Origin of the sequence: Bradyrhizobium sp. AUGA SZCCT0105 (assembly GCF_018129565.1) — a bacterium.
GTDB lineage: Bacteria > Pseudomonadota > Alphaproteobacteria > Rhizobiales > Xanthobacteraceae > Bradyrhizobium.
Map to the genome: position 1 here is coordinate 1 of NZ_JAFCMK010000003.1, position 15,831 is coordinate 15,831.

13 protein-coding genes are annotated in these 15,831 nt (G+C 63.4%); 7 read left to right on the top strand and 6 right to left on the bottom strand.

What is annotated here, in order from left to right:
• Positions 1-47: 47 nt before the first annotated feature.
• Positions 48-527: a YXWGXW repeat-containing protein gene (locus JQ573_RS15830; RefSeq protein ID WP_212313012.1), complete on the bottom strand. Its 480-nt coding sequence runs from the start codon at positions 525-527 to the stop codon at positions 48-50.
• A 655-nt stretch (positions 528-1,182) separates the two neighbouring features.
• Here JQ573_RS15830 and clpB point away from each other — a divergent pair.
• The 5 genes from clpB (at position 1,183) to JQ573_RS15855 (ending at position 6,425) form a co-directional block, all read left to right on the top strand.
• Positions 1,183-3,795 carry an ATP-dependent chaperone ClpB gene (gene clpB / locus JQ573_RS15835; protein ID WP_212313014.1) on the top strand — a complete coding sequence of 871 codons (2,613 nt, stop codon included), beginning with the start codon at positions 1,183-1,185 and terminating at the stop codon, positions 3,793-3,795.
• Between the two features lie 102 nt (positions 3,796-3,897).
• Positions 3,898-4,167 carry a DUF2171 domain-containing protein gene (locus JQ573_RS15840; RefSeq protein WP_050628119.1) on the top strand — a complete coding sequence of 90 codons (270 nt, stop codon included), beginning with the start codon at positions 3,898-3,900 and terminating at the stop codon, positions 4,165-4,167.
• Positions 4,168-4,284: 117 nt separating this feature from the next.
• Positions 4,285-5,340, top strand: a complete 1,056-nt coding sequence (locus JQ573_RS15845; RefSeq protein WP_212313016.1) for a Dyp-type peroxidase — start codon at positions 4,285-4,287, stop codon at positions 5,338-5,340.
• On the top strand, positions 5,333-6,148 hold the full coding sequence (locus JQ573_RS15850) for a family 1 encapsulin nanocompartment shell protein (RefSeq protein WP_212313018.1): 816 nt from the start codon (positions 5,333-5,335) through the stop codon (positions 6,146-6,148). Before JQ573_RS15845 ends, JQ573_RS15850 begins: the two co-directional genes overlap by 8 nt.
• A gap of 85 nt (positions 6,149-6,233) precedes the next feature.
• Positions 6,234-6,425 (top strand): hypothetical protein, encoded by a 192-nt coding sequence (locus JQ573_RS15855; protein WP_097672779.1) that lies wholly within the window; start codon positions 6,234-6,236, stop codon positions 6,423-6,425.
• A gap of 9 nt (positions 6,426-6,434) precedes the next feature.
• Here JQ573_RS15855 and JQ573_RS15860 read toward each other — a convergent pair whose 3' ends face one another.
• The 4 genes from JQ573_RS15860 to JQ573_RS15875 all read right to left on the bottom strand — a co-directional run bounded on the left by JQ573_RS15860 (position 6,435) and on the right by JQ573_RS15875 (position 11,053).
• On the bottom strand, positions 6,435-7,724 hold the full coding sequence (locus JQ573_RS15860; protein WP_212313020.1) for an MFS transporter: 1,290 nt from the start codon (positions 7,722-7,724) through the stop codon (positions 6,435-6,437).
• 118 nt (positions 7,725-7,842) lie between these two features.
• Positions 7,843-8,868: a glycoside hydrolase family 5 protein gene (locus JQ573_RS15865; RefSeq protein ID WP_212313022.1), complete on the bottom strand. Its 1,026-nt coding sequence runs from the start codon at positions 8,866-8,868 to the stop codon at positions 7,843-7,845.
• Positions 8,865-10,154, bottom strand: coding sequence for an O-antigen ligase (locus tag JQ573_RS15870; RefSeq protein ID WP_212313024.1), 1,290 nt, complete (start codon positions 10,152-10,154; stop codon positions 8,865-8,867). Before JQ573_RS15870 ends, JQ573_RS15865 begins: the two co-directional genes overlap by 4 nt.
• A gap of 74 nt (positions 10,155-10,228) precedes the next feature.
• Positions 10,229-11,053 carry a WecB/TagA/CpsF family glycosyltransferase gene (locus JQ573_RS15875; RefSeq protein ID WP_249131855.1) on the bottom strand — a complete coding sequence of 275 codons (825 nt, stop codon included), beginning with the start codon at positions 11,051-11,053 and terminating at the stop codon, positions 10,229-10,231.
• Positions 11,054-11,536: 483 nt separating this feature from the next.
• On the opposite strand from JQ573_RS15875, the gene JQ573_RS15880 reads away from it, so the two are divergent.
• Entirely contained in the window at positions 11,537-12,667 is a 1,131-nt protein-coding gene (locus JQ573_RS15880; RefSeq protein ID WP_212313026.1) for a GNAT family N-acetyltransferase, read from the top strand.
• Between the two features lie 28 nt (positions 12,668-12,695).
• On the opposite strand, the gene JQ573_RS15885 is transcribed toward JQ573_RS15880, so the two are convergent.
• Positions 12,696-13,916 carry an NAD(P)/FAD-dependent oxidoreductase gene (locus tag JQ573_RS15885; RefSeq protein WP_212313028.1) on the bottom strand — a complete coding sequence of 407 codons (1,221 nt, stop codon included), beginning with the start codon at positions 13,914-13,916 and terminating at the stop codon, positions 12,696-12,698.
• Between the two features lie 506 nt (positions 13,917-14,422).
• On the opposite strand from JQ573_RS15885, the gene JQ573_RS15890 reads away from it, so the two are divergent.
• The gene (locus JQ573_RS15890) at positions 14,423-15,748 is read left to right on the top strand and encodes a polysaccharide biosynthesis C-terminal domain-containing protein (protein WP_249131857.1); all 1,326 of its coding nucleotides are present in this window, start codon (positions 14,423-14,425) and stop codon (positions 15,746-15,748) included.
• Positions 15,749-15,831 lie beyond the last annotated feature (83 nt).

Genomic DNA, 15,831 nt, shown 5'->3' on the forward strand with positions numbered 1-15,831 from the left:
ACGCTTGACCCGGACGTCTGCGTGCAAAACTCGCAACAGTCAGCGCGCTAAAGGACACCTTCTCGCGCGTAACCTAAATTGTTCACGGTGCGATTGTAGAAGAAGTTGCCGTGATCCCAGCGGCCGCCTTCATAGCCTGAACCGCCGTAGCCGAAGCCGTAATTGATGCCGCCGTAGAAGCCGACGCGATCGCCCCAGTAGCCCTGATGGAAAATGAAGCCGCCGCCGAATGCGCCCCAATAACCGGGAGTCCACAGCAAGCCGACCCGCGGCGGCTGCACCCAGGTGCCCGGCACCCAGTAATAATCGCCGCGATCCTCGTCCCACGACCAATTGCCCGGCGACCACATGTAACCGGGTCCGGGCACCGGAGGCTGATCGTAGGTCGGCAACGGCGGCGGCGCGGTATCGACGGCAGCGACCGGCGCGCATGCCGCATCCTGCGCGATTGCCGGCACGGCGGTCGCAGTGAACAGCGCCGTGGCAATCGCAGCGCACGACGCGGTCGAAAGAAGACGAGTGATCATTGGGGGAGCCTCTTCGATGAGCACGTTCAACGTGAGAACCGGAACAAAAGTTCCGTGCATCGGCAACACACCGACACACTTTCATCGCTAGCGCCTTGACCTTACATCAACCTGAAACAGCGCCAAACGCATCACGCAGCCATTCATCGACGGTTCAGAGTGTGCAGTGACTCATCATCGCGCGATTCAGTGGAACAGCGCGACGCACGTCTGCATCATCGCGTGCATTCCGCGAGGTGCGAGATCACAGTTACTGAAATCGCGAACATGACTTCGGCTCTCGCATGATTGCAACCATCCGGGCTCGTCGGGCCGCTCATTCCGCAAGCATCACGATCAGCCGAGCCGCCGTCGGCGTGATGCCGGACCCCGGTTTGTCGGCGCGTCCGTAGCAGTGCCTCCGGATGAGTGCCAGAAGCCAACACTGGCAGTCGCAACACCTCAAAAGCGGTATGCCGGCGGCCGCGCTCCGCGATTGACACTCCCCTGAAACGACCACACGATGCGAGCAGCGGTGGCGTCAGGCCCGCGGTTCTCCGCCAGGCACGATTGGACGCCTGTCGCATGATGGATGTCATCGTTCCGCCATCTGTCGCCGGCGGCAATGCGTGGCATATTGGATCTCGACGAGCCTGTGCTGCCTTGAGGTGCCACGATGAACATAGAAAAATATACCGATCGCGTCCGCGGCTTCATTCAGTCGGCACAATCGCTCGCGACGCGCGAAGGACACCAGCAGTTCTCGACGCTCCACATCCTGAAGGTGCTGCTCGACGACAGTGAAGGCCTCGCAGCAGGCCTGATCGACCGCGCCGGCGGCAACTCGCGCGCGATCCTCAAGGCGACCGAAGACGCGCTGGCGAAGGTGCCGAAGGTGAGCGGCGCCGGCTCCGGACAGATTTACCTCGCGCCCGAGACCGCGCGCGCCTTCGCCGCGGCGGAACAGACCGCCGACAAGGCCGGCGACAGCTTTGTCTCGGTGGAACGCCTGCTGCAGGCGCTGGCAGCCGACAAGGAGAGCGAGGCCGGCAAGCTGCTCGCCAAGGGCGGCGTCAGTCCGCAGAACCTGAACGCGGCGATCAATGCGCTGCGCAAGGGCCGCACCGCCGACAGCGCGACCGCCGAAAACGCCTACGACGCACTGAAGAAGTATGCCCGCGATCTCACCCAGGCCGCGCGAGACGGCAAGCTCGATCCGGTGATCGGCCGCGACGAGGAGATTCGGCGCACGATTCAAGTTCTGTCACGCCGCACCAAGAACAATCCCGTCCTGATCGGCGAGCCCGGCGTCGGCAAGACCGCGATCGTCGAAGGTCTGGCGCTGCGCATCGTCAATGGCGACGTACCGGAGAGCCTGCAGGACAAGGCGCTGCTCGCGCTCGACCTCGGCGCGCTGATTGCCGGTGCAAAGTATCGCGGCGAGTTCGAGGAACGGCTCAAGGCGGTGCTGCAGGAGGTGACGTCCGCCGAGGGCGGGATCATCCTGTTTATCGACGAGATGCATACGCTGATCGGCGCCGGCAAGGGCGACGGCGCGATGGACGCATCGAACCTGTTGAAACCCGCGCTCGCTCGCGGCGAGTTGCACTGCATCGGCGCCACCACGCTCGACGAGTACCGCAAGCATGTCGAGAAGGATGCGGCGCTGGCCCGGCGATTCCAGCCGGTGTTCGTCTCCGAACCGACGGTCGAGGACACCATCTCGATCCTGCGCGGCCTCAAGGACAAATACGAGCAGCATCACGGCGTGCGCATCGCGGATTCGGCGCTGGTCGCCGCCGCCACACTGTCGAACCGCTACATCACCGACCGCTTCTTGCCCGACAAGGCCATCGACCTGATGGACGAGGCCGCGGCGCGACTGAAGATGCAGGTCGATTCCAAGCCTGAGGAACTCGACTCGCTCGACCGCGAGATCATCCGCCTCAAGATCGAGCAGGAGGCACTGAAGAAGGAGACCGATCTCGGCTCCAAGAGCCGTCTGCAAACCCTCGAGAAGGATCTCGTGGATCTCGAGAAGAAGTCGGCGGACATGACGTCGAAATGGCGGTCGGAGAAGAGCAAGCTCTCCGACGCGCAGAAGATGAAGGGTGAGCTCGAGCAGTTGCGCACCGAGCTTGCCAACGCGCAGCGCAAGGGCGAATTCCAGAAGGCGGGCGAGCTGGCCTATGGCCGCATTCCGGAGCTCGAGAAGAAGCTCGCTGCCGTCGAGGCCAGCGAGACCTCGTCCGCCAGCGAGACCGTGACCGCCGACAATATCGCGCAGGTGGTGTCGCGCTGGACCGGCGTGCCGGTCGACAAGATGCTCGAAGGCGAGAAAGACAAGCTGCTGCGCATGGAGGAGATGATCGGCAAGCGCGTCGTCGGCCAGGCCGAGGCCGTGCGTGCGGTGTCGACCGCGGTGCGCCGCGCCCGCGCCGGCTTGCAGGACCCGAACCGGCCGATCGGCTCGTTCATGTTCTTAGGTCCGACCGGCGTCGGCAAGACCGAACTCGCAAAAGCGCTCGCCGAATATCTGTTCGACGACGAGACCGCGATGGTCCGTCTCGACATGTCCGAGTTCATGGAGAAGCACTCGGTCTCGCGGCTGATCGGCGCACCTCCCGGCTATGTAGGCTACGACGAGGGCGGCGCGCTGACCGAAGCGGTGCGGCGCCGGCCCTACCAGGTCGTGCTGTTCGACGAGATCGAAAAAGCGCACCCCGATGTCTTCAACGTGCTGCTGCAGGTGCTCGACGACGGCCGTCTCACCGACGGCCAGGGCCGCACCGTCGATTTCCGCAACACGCTGATCATCATGACCTCGAATATCGGCGCGGAATATCTCGTCAACCAACCGGAGGGCCAGAGCACGAGCGCGGTGCGCGAGCAGGTGATGAACATGGTGCGGGCGCATTTCCGGCCCGAGTTCCTCAACCGCATCGACGAGATCATCCTGTTCCACCGGCTGCAGAAGAGCGACATGGGCCGCATCGTCGAGATTCAATTCTCACGCCTGCGCAAGCTGCTCGAGGATCGCAAGATCGAGCTGGAGCTCGACCCGAAGGCGCGCGACTGGCTGGCGGAGAAGGGCTGGGATCCAGCCTATGGCGCCCGTCCGCTGAAACGAGTGATCCAGCGCAGCGTGCAGGATCCGCTCGCCGAGATGATCCTCGCCGGCGACGTCCGCGACGGCTCGCGGGTGAAGCTCTCCGCCACCAAGGCCGGCCTCACCTTCAACGGCAAGAAGCCCGAGAACGCTGCCGCAGACGAATTCGAACCGGTGTGAGAGAAGCCCGGATTGCCAACGGCGCGCCGTCATCGCCGCGTCGTCCGGGCGCATCATATGCAAGCTGAATATACAAGCCGACCTGCAACCAGGGAGAGCGCCATGACGCAGCAGAACATCAAGGACAACATGGAGGTCATCGGCGCCGATGGCGTGCATGTCGGCACCGTCGATCACGTGGAAGGCAACCGCATCAAGCTCAAGAAGAGCGAGAGCGACGGCTTCCACAAAGGCCATCACCACTATATCGAGCTCGGCTTCGTCGCCGGTGTCGAAGGCTCCAAGGTCCGGCTCTCCGCCAACGCCGCCATTGCCGTGACCCTTGAGGAGGAGAAGTCCGGCAAGCCGGTTGGTCCGTCCGCGGAAGCCTAGCGATCCGGGCTCTTGTAAAGGCTCCGATGGCATGCTCCTCTGCCCTGTCTGGACGTCGATCCGGCGTCCAGTCGAGACCTTTTTCGCGTGAAAGTGCCGTTAGTTAAGGAGAGATGCGTGCCATCAGCCGTTCCGCAACCGGTCGCTGCGAAACTGACGCGCGCGGCCATCTTCCTTGCGGTCACGATCAAGCCCAATCCGGAATTTGATACCGTGGTGCGGTCGCTGTGTGCCGATCTGGCTGCGCTGGTGCGCGCGGTCGGCTTCCGCGATCTCGAGGGCCGGCTGTCCTGCGTCATGGGCATCGGCTCGGATGCATGGGACCGGCTGTTCGGTGCGCCGAAGCCGCAAGGTCTGCATCCGTTCCGCGAGATCAACGGCGTCCACCACGCCGTCGCCACACCAGGCGACCTGCTGTTTCACATCCGCGCAGTGCCGATGGACCTGTGCTTCGAGCTCGCGACACAGATCATGTCGCGGCTCGGTGATGCGGTTGCCACCTCGGACGAGGTGCACGGCTTCAAATATTTCGACGAGCGCGACCTGCTCGGCTTCGTCGACGGCACGGAGAATCCAGAGGACCAGGCGGCGACCGAGGCCACGATTATCGGCGACGAGGACGCGGCCTTCGCCGGCGGCAGCTATGTGATCGTACAAAAATACCTGCACGACCTGAAGAAGTGGAACGAGCTGCCGGTCGAGATGCAAGAGAAGATCATCGGCCGCACCAAACTGTCCGACATCGAGCTCGACGATGCGGTGAAGCCGAGCTACGCGCACAATGCCCTCACGACGATCGTCGAGAATGGCGAGGAGCTCGATATCGTCCGCGACAACATGCCGTTCGGCAACATCAGCAAGGGCGAGTTCGGCACCTATTTCATCGGCTATGCCAAGTCCCCGCACCGGATCGAGCAGATGCTGGAGAACATGTTCGTCGGCAAGCCGCCGGGCAATTACGACCGCCTGCTCGACTTCAGCCGCGCCGTGACCGGCACGTTGTTCTTCATCCCGTCGGCGACCTTCCTGGAGGACGTCACCAGCAAAGCAGCCGCGCCCGCTGAGCCGTCGCTGGACGACGCCGGGGCTGACGAGACACCTGCACCAGGAATACCGCCGTCCGACGGCTCGCTCGGGATCGGCTCACTCAAAGGAGAGGCTGGACATGAATAATCTTCATCGGGGACTGGCCCCCATCTCGGACGCGGCATGGGCCCAGATCGAAGAGGAAGCCTCGCGGACGTTGAAGCGCCATCTGGCGGCGCGCCGTGTCGTCGATGTCGATGGCCCGAAGGGCACGGACTTCTCTGCGGTCGGCACCGGCCATCTGAAGCAAATCGCGACGCCCGGCGACGGGGTCGAGGCGACGCAGCGCGACGTGCGCGCGCTGGTTGAGCTGCGCGTGCCGTTCGAGCTGTCGCGCCAGGCGATCGACGACGTCGAACGCGGCTCCAATGATTCCGACTGGGATCCGCTCAAGGACGCCGCGCGAAAAATCGCCTTCGCCGAGGATCGCGCGGTGTTCGACGGCTATGCCGCCGCCGGGATTCAGGGCATCCGTCAGGGCACCAGCAACCCGGTGCTGAAGCTGCCGTCGAGCATCAAGAATTACCCCGCCGTGGTCGCGCAGGCGGTCAGCCAGTTGCGGCTCGCCGGCGTCAACGGTCCCTATACGCTGCTGCTCGGCACCGAGCCCTACACCGCGATCGGCGGTGCGACCGACGACGGCTATCCCGTGCTGCAGCACATCCAGCGCCTGATCGACGGCAAGATCATCTGGGCGCCTGCGATCGAGGGCGGCGTCCTGCTCACCACCCGCGGCGGCGATTTCCAGCTCTCGATCGGCCAGGACCTTTCGATCGGTTATCTCAGCCACTCGGCGACCTCGGTCCAGCTGTATTTCCAGGAGACCATCACCTTCCTGATGCTGACCAGCGAAGCGTCGGTGGTGCTTGCGCCGGAGGCGAAGAAACCCGCCTAGACCCGCCGGCGTAGACTCTTCCAGGAAGCCTCCGGCCAATCTGTGCCGGAGCTTCCGTTGAACTTCAACGGAGAGGAGGCGCGCAATGGACTACGATCTCTACATCAACCCGAAGAAGGCGTCGGTCGGACTCTACGTCCGCAAGGGCGCCGGCCTTCCCGATCTCGGCGACGCCAAGGACTGGGTGTTCGACGGCACCTCGGCGCAGGCCAATCTGCCGCCGCAGCTCGTGAAGGAGATCGAGGCCAACGGCCACGCCTTTCGCGACATGGACTGAGCCCAGCGGTTACTTCTCGCCGACCTTCACCGGGGCGGTCTCGGGCATCAAGCTCATGGCCACGATGCCGACCGCTGCCGCGAGCAGCAGATACCAGGAAGGCGCCAGCGGATCGCCGGTCACATGCAGCAGCCACGTGACCACGAGTTGCGCGGTGCCGCCGAAGGTCGCGATCGCGACCGCGTAGATCGTCGCGAACACGCCGCCGCGGATGTTCTGCGGCAGCGCCTCGGTGAAGGCCGCATAGAATGCCGTGAACGGCAGCGATCCGATGAATGACAGGATGCCGAAGCCGAACAGCAACGACCACGCGCCGGGGTCCCGGACGATCCACAGGAAGGCCGGATAGGTCAGCACGAGCACGACCAGCTGCGGCCAGATCATGATCGGTTTGCGTCCTAGCCGGTCGGCAAGCCAGCCGCCCAGCACCGCGCCGATGATCTGAAGTCCGTTGCTCACCAACGATACGGTAAACGCCAGCGACGGCGACACGTGCAGCGTATTCTTGGCGTAGGTCGTCATGTATTGCGTCACGTAGGTCGAGATCGTGCCGCTGGCCAGGATCATCACGGCCAGCATGATCACGCGAAGATGTCGGCGCGCCAGCATGACATGGTTCGAACTCTCGACGCTCGCGGCAGCTTGCTCGCCGTGAGGGACCGTTTCCGGCAGCGTGCGGCGCATCCATATGCCGAACGGCAGGCACACCGCCCCGAGCAGGAACGCGACGCGCCATCCATACGCCTGCAGCATGTCTGGCGCCATCGTGCTGCTCAGGATGACACCGACAAGGGCGCCGATGGTCGCTGCGACCTCCTGGCTGGCGGGCTGCCATGCCACCACCAGGCCGCGATTCCTGGGCGCTGCGATCTCGATGAGATAGGCCGTGGTCGGTCCGACTTCGCCGCCGAGCGCGAACCCCTGCACCATCCGCGCCAGGATCACGATGATCGGAGCCACGACGCCGATCACGGCATAGGATGGCGTCAGCGCGATGGTCAGGATCGCGCCCCCCATCAGCGCGAAGCTCAGCAGCATCGCCGGCCGCCGGCCGACCCGGTCGGAGAAGATGCCGAGCACGATGCCGCCGATCGGTCGTGTCAGGAAGCCGGCACCGAAGGTCGCAAGCGACAGCATGAGGCTGCCGTATTCGCTATGCGCGGGGAAGAAGGTGCGCCCGATCTCGGTTGCAAAGAAGCTGTAGGTGATGAAGTCGTAGAACTCCAGCATGTTGCCGATGGTCGCGGCAAAGGCTGCGCGCTTGACATCGAACTGTTCCCTGCTCGCAATGTCCGGCAACGCTCTCGATTCCTTAGGTCTGACTGTCCGGAGCGAGTATCATTCCTCGGGCCATGCAAGGCAAGGCATGGCGTACCGCGCGATCCTGAATCAGGGGCCGCGCGTGGGCCGCAAGGGTTCATCGAACCGAAGGAATGATCGCGCGGAGGATGTCCCTGTTCCAGCGTTGCCGGGCGCCGTCGAATGCCGCGAAATCGTGATCGAATTGCCAATAGGCCCACGCCCAGCCGAAGCTTTCAGCGCGCCTCGCCACGAACGACAGGTACTTCGCCCGGCTCTCCGCCGGCGCGCGCTCATAGACGCCGAACTCGCCGAGATAGATCGGGCGCTGCTCCCTCTCCGACCAGGACCTGACCTTGTCGAAATCCGCGGCGGCCTTGGCTTCGTCTTCCGCCGAGCCCCAGCTCAGCGGGCCGATCTTCGAGAAAGTCGCCGACCACGGCGCGCCTTGATGGGTGAATTGCAGCGGCAAATAATAGTGGAACGTGACGACGAGATTCCTGTCGCCGGCCGGCAGCGTCAACTGCTCGACCGGCAGCTGCTCGGTGTTCAGGATGGCGACAACCACATTGCGCTTCGGATTCGTGCCCCTGACGATGGCCAGGCATTCGCCGAGCAGCGCGTTCCACTCGGCCGACGTCATGTTCCCGCCGGGCTCATTCAGGATCTCGAACACCAGCGCCGGGTATTTGCCCGCGTAGCGCGACGCAATCTGGCGCCAGAACGCCTTGAGCTTTGCGGTGCATTCCGACACGTCGCGTTGGCAGAGATCGGTGTCGTGCTCATCGAGGATCGGGATCAGCTTGCTCGCCAGCACCTGCTCGATCACGGCATCGAGGCGCCGCAAGACGGCGTCATCCAGAATGTTGCCGGCATCCATGTGCTTGAAGCCGAAGAAGTTGATCCGGACGTGTGAAAAGCCTGCCTTGCGGATGGCGGTGAGGTTTTCCAGGCGAAAGGGCGCGTTCGGGTAACCTTCCCAGATGCCGTCATAGCCAAGAATATTGATGCCGCGCCCCAACGCCGCGGCGTCCGGAGACGCCCCCTGCCCGGCCGCACGCCCGGGCGAGATCAGCACGGCAGAAAGCGCCGCCGCCAGCAGCACGCCTAAGGCTCTTTGCGGAACAAAACGAAACGCGGTCATGACGGCTCCAGCTCGCGCAGCTGCAGGCGCTGCGACGGCAACGAGCGGCAAGCGGCGAGGAAAAAGGCGATCAACAGCACCGATGTGAACATCGTCGAGCGCAGGAAGACCGTTTCGGTAAAATTGGTCTGGCAGTTGAGGAAGACGAACCCGACGATCAGCGCGCAATGCAGCCGGTCGATCGCCCGCTCCGCGATCAGGCAGAGCATCTTGTAGGAAAACAGAAAGACGCTCGCCATGAACAGGAAATAGCCCAGGAATCCGGTTTCGACGAGAATGGCGATGTAGCCGTTGTGGTAATTGTCGAGCACCCAGCCGTGGTTCTGGTTGAAATAGTCGTAGATCTCCGGTCTGGTCCAGAACCCGTTGATGCCAAATCCGAACAGCGGCGCATCATCGAAATGGCTGATGGCGTAATGCCAGATGAAGGTTCTCTCGGTAAAATTGATCGTCGTGTCGAACACGTGGATCGAGTCGTATCCGGTCGCATAGAAGTACAGCATCAGCAACGCGGCAGCGACGCACATGGCACATGGCAGCACCGCGTAGACCCGCATGCACCTGACCGACCACAAGGAGGTCAGCAACAGCGCACAAGCGACCAGCGACAAGGCGCCGGCGCCGCGCGACTCCGAAAAGACGACGCAGGTCGAAGCGAGCGCGAACGTGATGAGGAACGGCAGCCATCCCTGTCCGGTTGTCTTTCGATAACAGGCAAAGAACATGAGATAGGCGCCAGCGAAGCCCAGGGTCTGCTTCGACTCGAAGACACCCTGCCATTGCCCATTGTGCATCCAGGTCTGGTCCACGCCGATGTCCGGGAGTGCGACCGCACAAAACGCCGAGCCCGCGATCAGGACGAAGAGGCCGCGGGTGGTCGATTTCACGATGTCGTCGATGTCGACGCGGCTGATCATGCAGAACGCGCCCAGCGTCGTGACCGCGAGCGCCGCGGCCTTCATCAGGGCCGCCGCGTCCAAATTGGTCCAGAGCACCGAAATCGTGGCGAACGCGTAGAATGCGACGATCACCAGCGTGTCGAGATTGAACGCCAGCCGCAGGCAGGGACGGATGAACAGGCTCGCATAGATCAGCAGGCCCCACATCAGCAGGGCGACGGCCTGCTGAACCAGCGTCACCTCGGTCGGAAGCAGCGCGGGGTGGAACGTCCCCATCGACATGATCACGTTGACCGTGATCGACCAATTGACGACGGTTCGCGCGAAATTTTCCGCATCAACGCCCGGCGCCCGCCAGACCGAGCTATCGACTGCTCGACCGTCCATATCAGTTGTACTCCGCTCATTGATGAGCTCGCCGCTCCGGTGGATCGGAGCGGCACATTGCACTCGGTACGGACTCAGTCCCTGGTCGCCGAGGACCGGGTCCGGTTGAACAGCAGATAGAGAGCGTGCGGATTGGTCGTCAGATAGCGCCAGAACAGCCGGCGCGGCTCGAGCCAAAGACGCCAGGCCCATTCGAGCCCGACGATCTGCATCCATCTCGGCGCGCGCGGCCGCGATCCGGACAGGAAGTTGAACAATCCGCCCGACGTCTTGATGACGCCGACATTACCAAGCTGCGACATGAATTCGTCGACGAAGGCCTGCTCGTAGGGCACGCCAAGCGCGACCCAGAGAAAGTCCGGCGCCAGGGCGTTGATCTCATCCACCTTGGCCCGAAGCGCGTCGCCGCGCAGATAGCCGTGCGAATGGCCGACGATCTTGAGAGCCGGATAGGCCCGGCGCACATTGGCGATGGCCGCCTTGTTTTCGACCTCGTTGGCGCCAAACAGGTAGAAGGTCAGCCCGAGTTCTTCGGCCTTGCGCGCGACGTCGTGGAACAAATCCGTGGTCGCAACGCGCTCGGGAAGCGGGTTCGGCGAGCGCAGCTTCGAGACCATGACCAGCGGCTGCCCGTCGGCATTGATCAGGTCGGCGGCACGGAACAGCCGATCGGTCATCGGCTCGGTGGAGCAGCGCGACAGCACCTCGCCATTGGCTGACGTCAGATACAGCGGCCGATTGATACGCCGGTTCGGATACACAGCCTCGACCATGAAATCCGCGGTCTGCTCGCGATCGAGCACGGCGAGCCGTAGCCCGCCGATCGTAGCGCGAGCAACGCTGGCGGTCGCAGCCCTGCCGACAGGATTGGTGCGCCGCTCCGGCACGCCGTTCGGCATCGTTGATTCGGCTGGCCCATCCGCGAAGGAAACCGGCTGCCCGGCGCTCGAAGTGTTGCAAATCCGGACAGCTGGAGCAGCCATATCCGAATCGAGACGCCGCGGCCGCTCGCGATCGGCCTGCAGGGGCGAGATTGCGTCGGAAACGCGGGCTTTTTGGCGGTTAGTCAACATTTCAGCAGGGGCTCCAGTGCTTACGTGCACCTAACTGCAATATCCGGTCCAGACGGATGCGATATCACGCGGCAGCGTGACGTGAGACGGACCGTAAGGGGTTGTTAACGATACCGGCGCTGGGCGGAGCGACAGCATCACACAGGATTCCGCAAGGCCGGCGACGTTTGAGTAGCAACACTGCGCAAAGGTCGAGGGACTACATTAATACAAATCGTAATCTACCGGTGCCCGAGATCATCAGCCTTTGCTATAAGGAGATCACGGCGGCTCGACCGGCGCTTTGAAAACCCGTTTGTTTGGTTTCACATGAATAAGAATGATGACGCGTTCGATGTCTGCATCGACGACGCATTCGACTTCCTGTCTGAAGAATACGCGACATTGTTCGAAGGCTCGGACGCGACCGCCTTCCAGCATCCGCTGTGGCTCGACAGCCTCTATCGCAAGCTCGCTCCCGCCGCGGCAGCGAAGCCGCTGGTCGTCGTCGTCCGTCATCGCGCGAACGGCGCGCTTGCGGCCGTGCTGCCGCTGCTCCGCGTGCGGCGCGGCCCGATGCGCACGATCGAGTTCGCGGACCTTCGCGTGTCCGACTATTTGTCGCCGGTCTGCGCCGCCACGACATTCGCCGACGTGCTGCAGGACCGGCAGGCCTGCGAACAGCTTCGCAAGCTGGTCCGGCCATTCGATCTGCTGCGCATACCCAAGCTGCTCGACGCAAAGATGCCGATCGAGAATCTGCTCGGGGCGCCTCACCGCGGCCTGATGGATACCAATGCCTATGCGACGGTCCTGTCCGCGCCGTTCGAGCAATGGGAGCTCAACGCGCTGGGAAAATCCTATCAAAAGGAACTGGCAAAGAAATGGCGCCAGATCCACAAGAAGGGCACGCTCACCTTCGCATGCTGCAACGACAGCGCTTCGATCGGCGAAGCCATGGACGTGATGAGGAAGTTTCGCGGCCCGCGTTTCCAGGCACACGGCGACGGTGACCTGCTGCAGCGTCCGGAATATTTCGATTTCTACTCGAGCGTGGCGCTTCGCGGCATGGGCTCGTTTACCCGGCTCTACGCCATGAAGATGGATGGCGAGGTCATCGCCACCGCCCTTGGGCTGGCTCACCGCGGCAGCCTGCTCGTCGTCATGACGGCTTTCGACATCGAGGGATACAAGAGCCAGTCGATCGGCGCGCTGACGTTCGAGAGTGTTGCCAAGGACTGCATCGAGCGCGGCGACCGGGTGCTGGATTTCACCATCGGTGACGAACCCTACAAGATGCAGTTCGGAGGCCAGCCCACGCCGATGTCGAGCGTGACGCAGGCCGGCAGCGCGGCCGGATCGCTTGCACTGTTTGCGCTGAAGCAGGCGCCCTGGATCAAGCAGGCCGCCAAGCGGGTGACCGACCTCAGGCCGGTCCGCACCTCGACCGGCACGCGGTAATGCCGCCTGGGAAAAGCCTTACTGCCGCTTAGCGGAGCGCGCTACGAACGCGCATGACCCATCCCGGATGAATCCGGTCCACCTGATGCGTGATCATGCGACGCAGGAAGTGCAGCTTCCGCTGCATGGTCCAGCGCACATCGGTGTTGGAGGTCAAAGCCTGGCGGAAGCGCGCCAGTTGCAGCGAATGCAGGTCGGCGGCGAGCTTGTCGCGATCGGAATAGAACTGCGCAATCTTCTCCGTACCCATGCCGTCGGTCTCGAGCCAGCGCGGCACATATTCGGTGCAAAGACGCTCGACGTCCACCAGCAGGCGGCTCACGCCGGTTCCGGCCGCAGGACAGTTGGTCTGGTAGGCATCGCCGATCAGTACGACGCCCGGCTGCAGATGGCCCTCGGTCACGGAGAGGTCCATGACCCAATTGTGCACCTGGCCGACGATCTGGAAATCGCCAAGGTAGCGCTCCAATCCCGGCATCAGGCGAAGCAGCGTCCGTCGGGTGTCGCGGCGCAGCTCGCGCATGATCGGATCGGTCGGATCGCGGAACATGAACAGGTTCGCGCGCATGCCGCCCGACATCGGAAACAGGCTGAGATAGTCGACGCCGTCAGCCGCCTGCTTGCCGTAGCAGGTCAGCGCGTCGAAGCCGAATGGCGCGTTATCCGGCCGCGCGATCGTGAAGCCGAACGTCACCGAGTGGCGCGCGGCGATCATCTGCCGGCGCATTCCGAGATTGTAGCCAAGCGCGCCCGCCATGCCGGTCGCCAGAACGACCAGGCGCGAGACGACGCGTTTTCCGGAGGCCAGCGTCAGTTGCTGACGATCCTCGCTGCAGCTGACATTGATCACCTGGTCGAGCAGGAAGCTGGATGTATCAGGCGTCAGCCCGCGGGCCATGTCGACGAGGTTGGCATAGGAAACCCCGTAGGACCGGCCGACGCCGATATCGACCAGTCTGCCGTCCCTGATGTTGAGCACCCGGTCATAGGACGAGGCGACGGCCTCGACGTCGTCGATGAAGCCCAGGCGGCGGAAGATATCGATCTGGCGTCCGGCGATCTTTTCGACGCGGAATTCATCCGGCGGGATCGAGCGCTTGTCGATCAGGACGACCCGATAGCCAGCCCGGGAGAGGACGGCCCGCGCGAGCGAGCCCGCCAAACCGGCGCCAACAATGGCGACATCCGCGTCGATCGTTTCAGCCTCGCAGGTTGCGATCGGCTGGGCCATGCTTTCCTCGGCAATCATCTTTGTCCGCTCCGACGGCTAATTGGTCACGGAACTGCAATTTCCTTGCCTGCCCTGCCGCTGCGCAGGACGGGCACGACGAGTTCCAGTATTGAGGTTAACGACACCGCCCCCACCGCGATCAGCCCGTTCCCGGCACATGGCTTGCAGCCACAGCGGTCATGAAACCGACGTTTTGGGCGCTCCACGGCAGGCTGGCGGGGCAACTGCCAGGCCATGGAGCTTCGACGGATGCCGTTGACGCGCTAACGCGGCTTCAACCAGCGCGGCCCACGCTGTCGAACCGGGCGCCAGGCAAAAAATCCGATCTGCGCCGTTTGGACACAACGAGGACGGCAGCGTTCCAGAATGGAGCAGCGCGACATATTGGCCGTAGCGCCTCAAGCCCCGCTGGAAGGAACGGAATTTTAGCAAGAGAACATTAACACTCCAGACCTCACCGGTTGCTAAGGTCAGTAGTCCGACAGGATATTGAGACGTCTCTTGTGATTGCCTCTGTTCTCCAAATGCTACGGCGCGATGTGACGCGCGGCGTTGCCGGGACCATCCTCCTCAAGGTTGGCAGCGGCGGGCTCGCGTTCGCCCTGTTCTCGCTGGCGGCGCGGACGATGACGCCCGACGCGTTCGGAGACTTCGCAACCTTGCTCTCCATCGCCCAGATCGCGGCGGTCGTGGGCCTGGTCGGTCAGGAGCTGCTGCTGGTTCGCTTTCTCAATGAGTACGAGGTGCGCGGCCAGGCCGAGTTGACCAAGGGCGTGCTGCTGTCGAGCCTGAAGTACTCGGCGATCGGAATGCTGATCTCGATCGCCGCGATCGCCGCGGTGGCAGGCATTCGCGGCGAATGGTGGCTCTTGATCCTCTCGGTCTCGGCGTTCACCGCCGTCAATGCCGGGTTGATGCTCGGCAGCCAGATCGCACGATCACTGGTCAGCATCCTGATGGGCGAAGGTAATCGCGAATTCTTCTGGCGGGTCGCTGTGGTCCTGGTCCTGATCGCGGCGCTGTTCGGCCACCGCCAGCTTACCCCGGCCGAACTGTTCACCGCGATGACGGTCGCGATGGCGTTGGGGCTGATCGTGCAGATCGTGTCGATCGTGCGCGTGCTGCCGAACCTGCGCACGGTCACGGCGCTCTTCGAGACATCGCGCTGGAACCGCAGCGCGTTCCGCTTCTGGCTCGCCTCGATTCTCGAAGCAGCGAACCAATATTTCGACGTCATCCTGGTCTACTGGATGCTGGATCCAGCCACTGCGGGCGTCTATTTCGCCGCCTCGCGTCTGGCGAACATCTTCGCGATGCTTTCCGCTGCGCTCTACACGTTCGGCGCGCGCCGGTTGCCGTCGCTGTATTTCAGCAAGAATCACCGCGAGCTCGAACATACGCTGAAGCTGATGGCCGAGGTGACCGCGCTCTGCGTGCTCAGCGGGCTCGTCATTGTCTGGGTCGGCGCTCCCTACCTTCTCGGTCTGTTCGGACCGCATTTCGCCGCGCAGCAGTGGGTGTTGATCGTGCTCGCGATCGGAACGGCCTTCCAGGCGGCAGGCGGGCCGTCCGCCGCGGTCCTGCAGCTGACGGGGCACGAGCGCGATTATGTTCCTGTTGTCGCCGCCAACGTGGCGTTGCGGCTGATCGGATTTGTCGTGCTGATCCCCTGGCTCGGCGTGCTCGGGGCGGCAATCTCGGCGACGGTTTCTCTGGTGCTCGCCACCATCGCACTCAATGTGCTGTGCCGCCGGCGGACCGGCGTCGACCCGTCAATTCTGGTGCTGTCGCATCTCTCGTCGTCGAAGGCCGGCGCTTACGCCGTCCGCGTTGCGGATGGCAAGGACTAGAGCGTTTTCAACCGAAAGCCTGTCCCGCACTTGATGCGGGATGGACGCCGCTTCGCGTGAAGAACACCCGTCAAACAAGAGAC

Excerpts from the sequence above, each read along its gene's own strand:
- JQ573_RS15830 (WP_212313012.1), bottom strand. The coding sequence starts at position 527 with ATGATCACTCGTCTTCTTTCGACCGCGTCGTGCGCTGCGATTGCCACG.
- clpB (WP_212313014.1), top strand. The coding sequence starts at position 1,183 with ATGAACATAGAAAAATATACCGATCGCGTCCGCGGCTTCATTCAGTCG.
- JQ573_RS15840 (WP_050628119.1), top strand. The coding sequence starts at position 3,898 with ATGACGCAGCAGAACATCAAGGACAACATGGAGGTCATCGGCGCCGAT.
- JQ573_RS15850 (WP_212313018.1), top strand. The coding sequence starts at position 5,333 with ATGAATAATCTTCATCGGGGACTGGCCCCCATCTCGGACGCGGCATGG.
- JQ573_RS15855 (WP_097672779.1), top strand. The coding sequence starts at position 6,234 with ATGGACTACGATCTCTACATCAACCCGAAGAAGGCGTCGGTCGGACTC.
- JQ573_RS15865 (WP_212313022.1), bottom strand. The coding sequence starts at position 8,868 with ATGACCGCGTTTCGTTTTGTTCCGCAAAGAGCCTTAGGCGTGCTGCTG.
- JQ573_RS15870 (WP_212313024.1), bottom strand. The coding sequence starts at position 10,154 with ATGGACGGTCGAGCAGTCGATAGCTCGGTCTGGCGGGCGCCGGGCGTT.
- JQ573_RS15875 (WP_249131855.1), bottom strand. The coding sequence starts at position 11,053 with ATGCCGAACGGCGTGCCGGAGCGGCGCACCAATCCTGTCGGCAGGGCT.
- JQ573_RS15880 (WP_212313026.1), top strand. The coding sequence starts at position 11,537 with ATGAATAAGAATGATGACGCGTTCGATGTCTGCATCGACGACGCATTC.
- JQ573_RS15885 (WP_212313028.1), bottom strand. The coding sequence starts at position 13,916 with ATGATTGCCGAGGAAAGCATGGCCCAGCCGATCGCAACCTGCGAGGCT.
- JQ573_RS15890 (WP_249131857.1), top strand. The coding sequence starts at position 14,423 with ATGCTACGGCGCGATGTGACGCGCGGCGTTGCCGGGACCATCCTCCTC.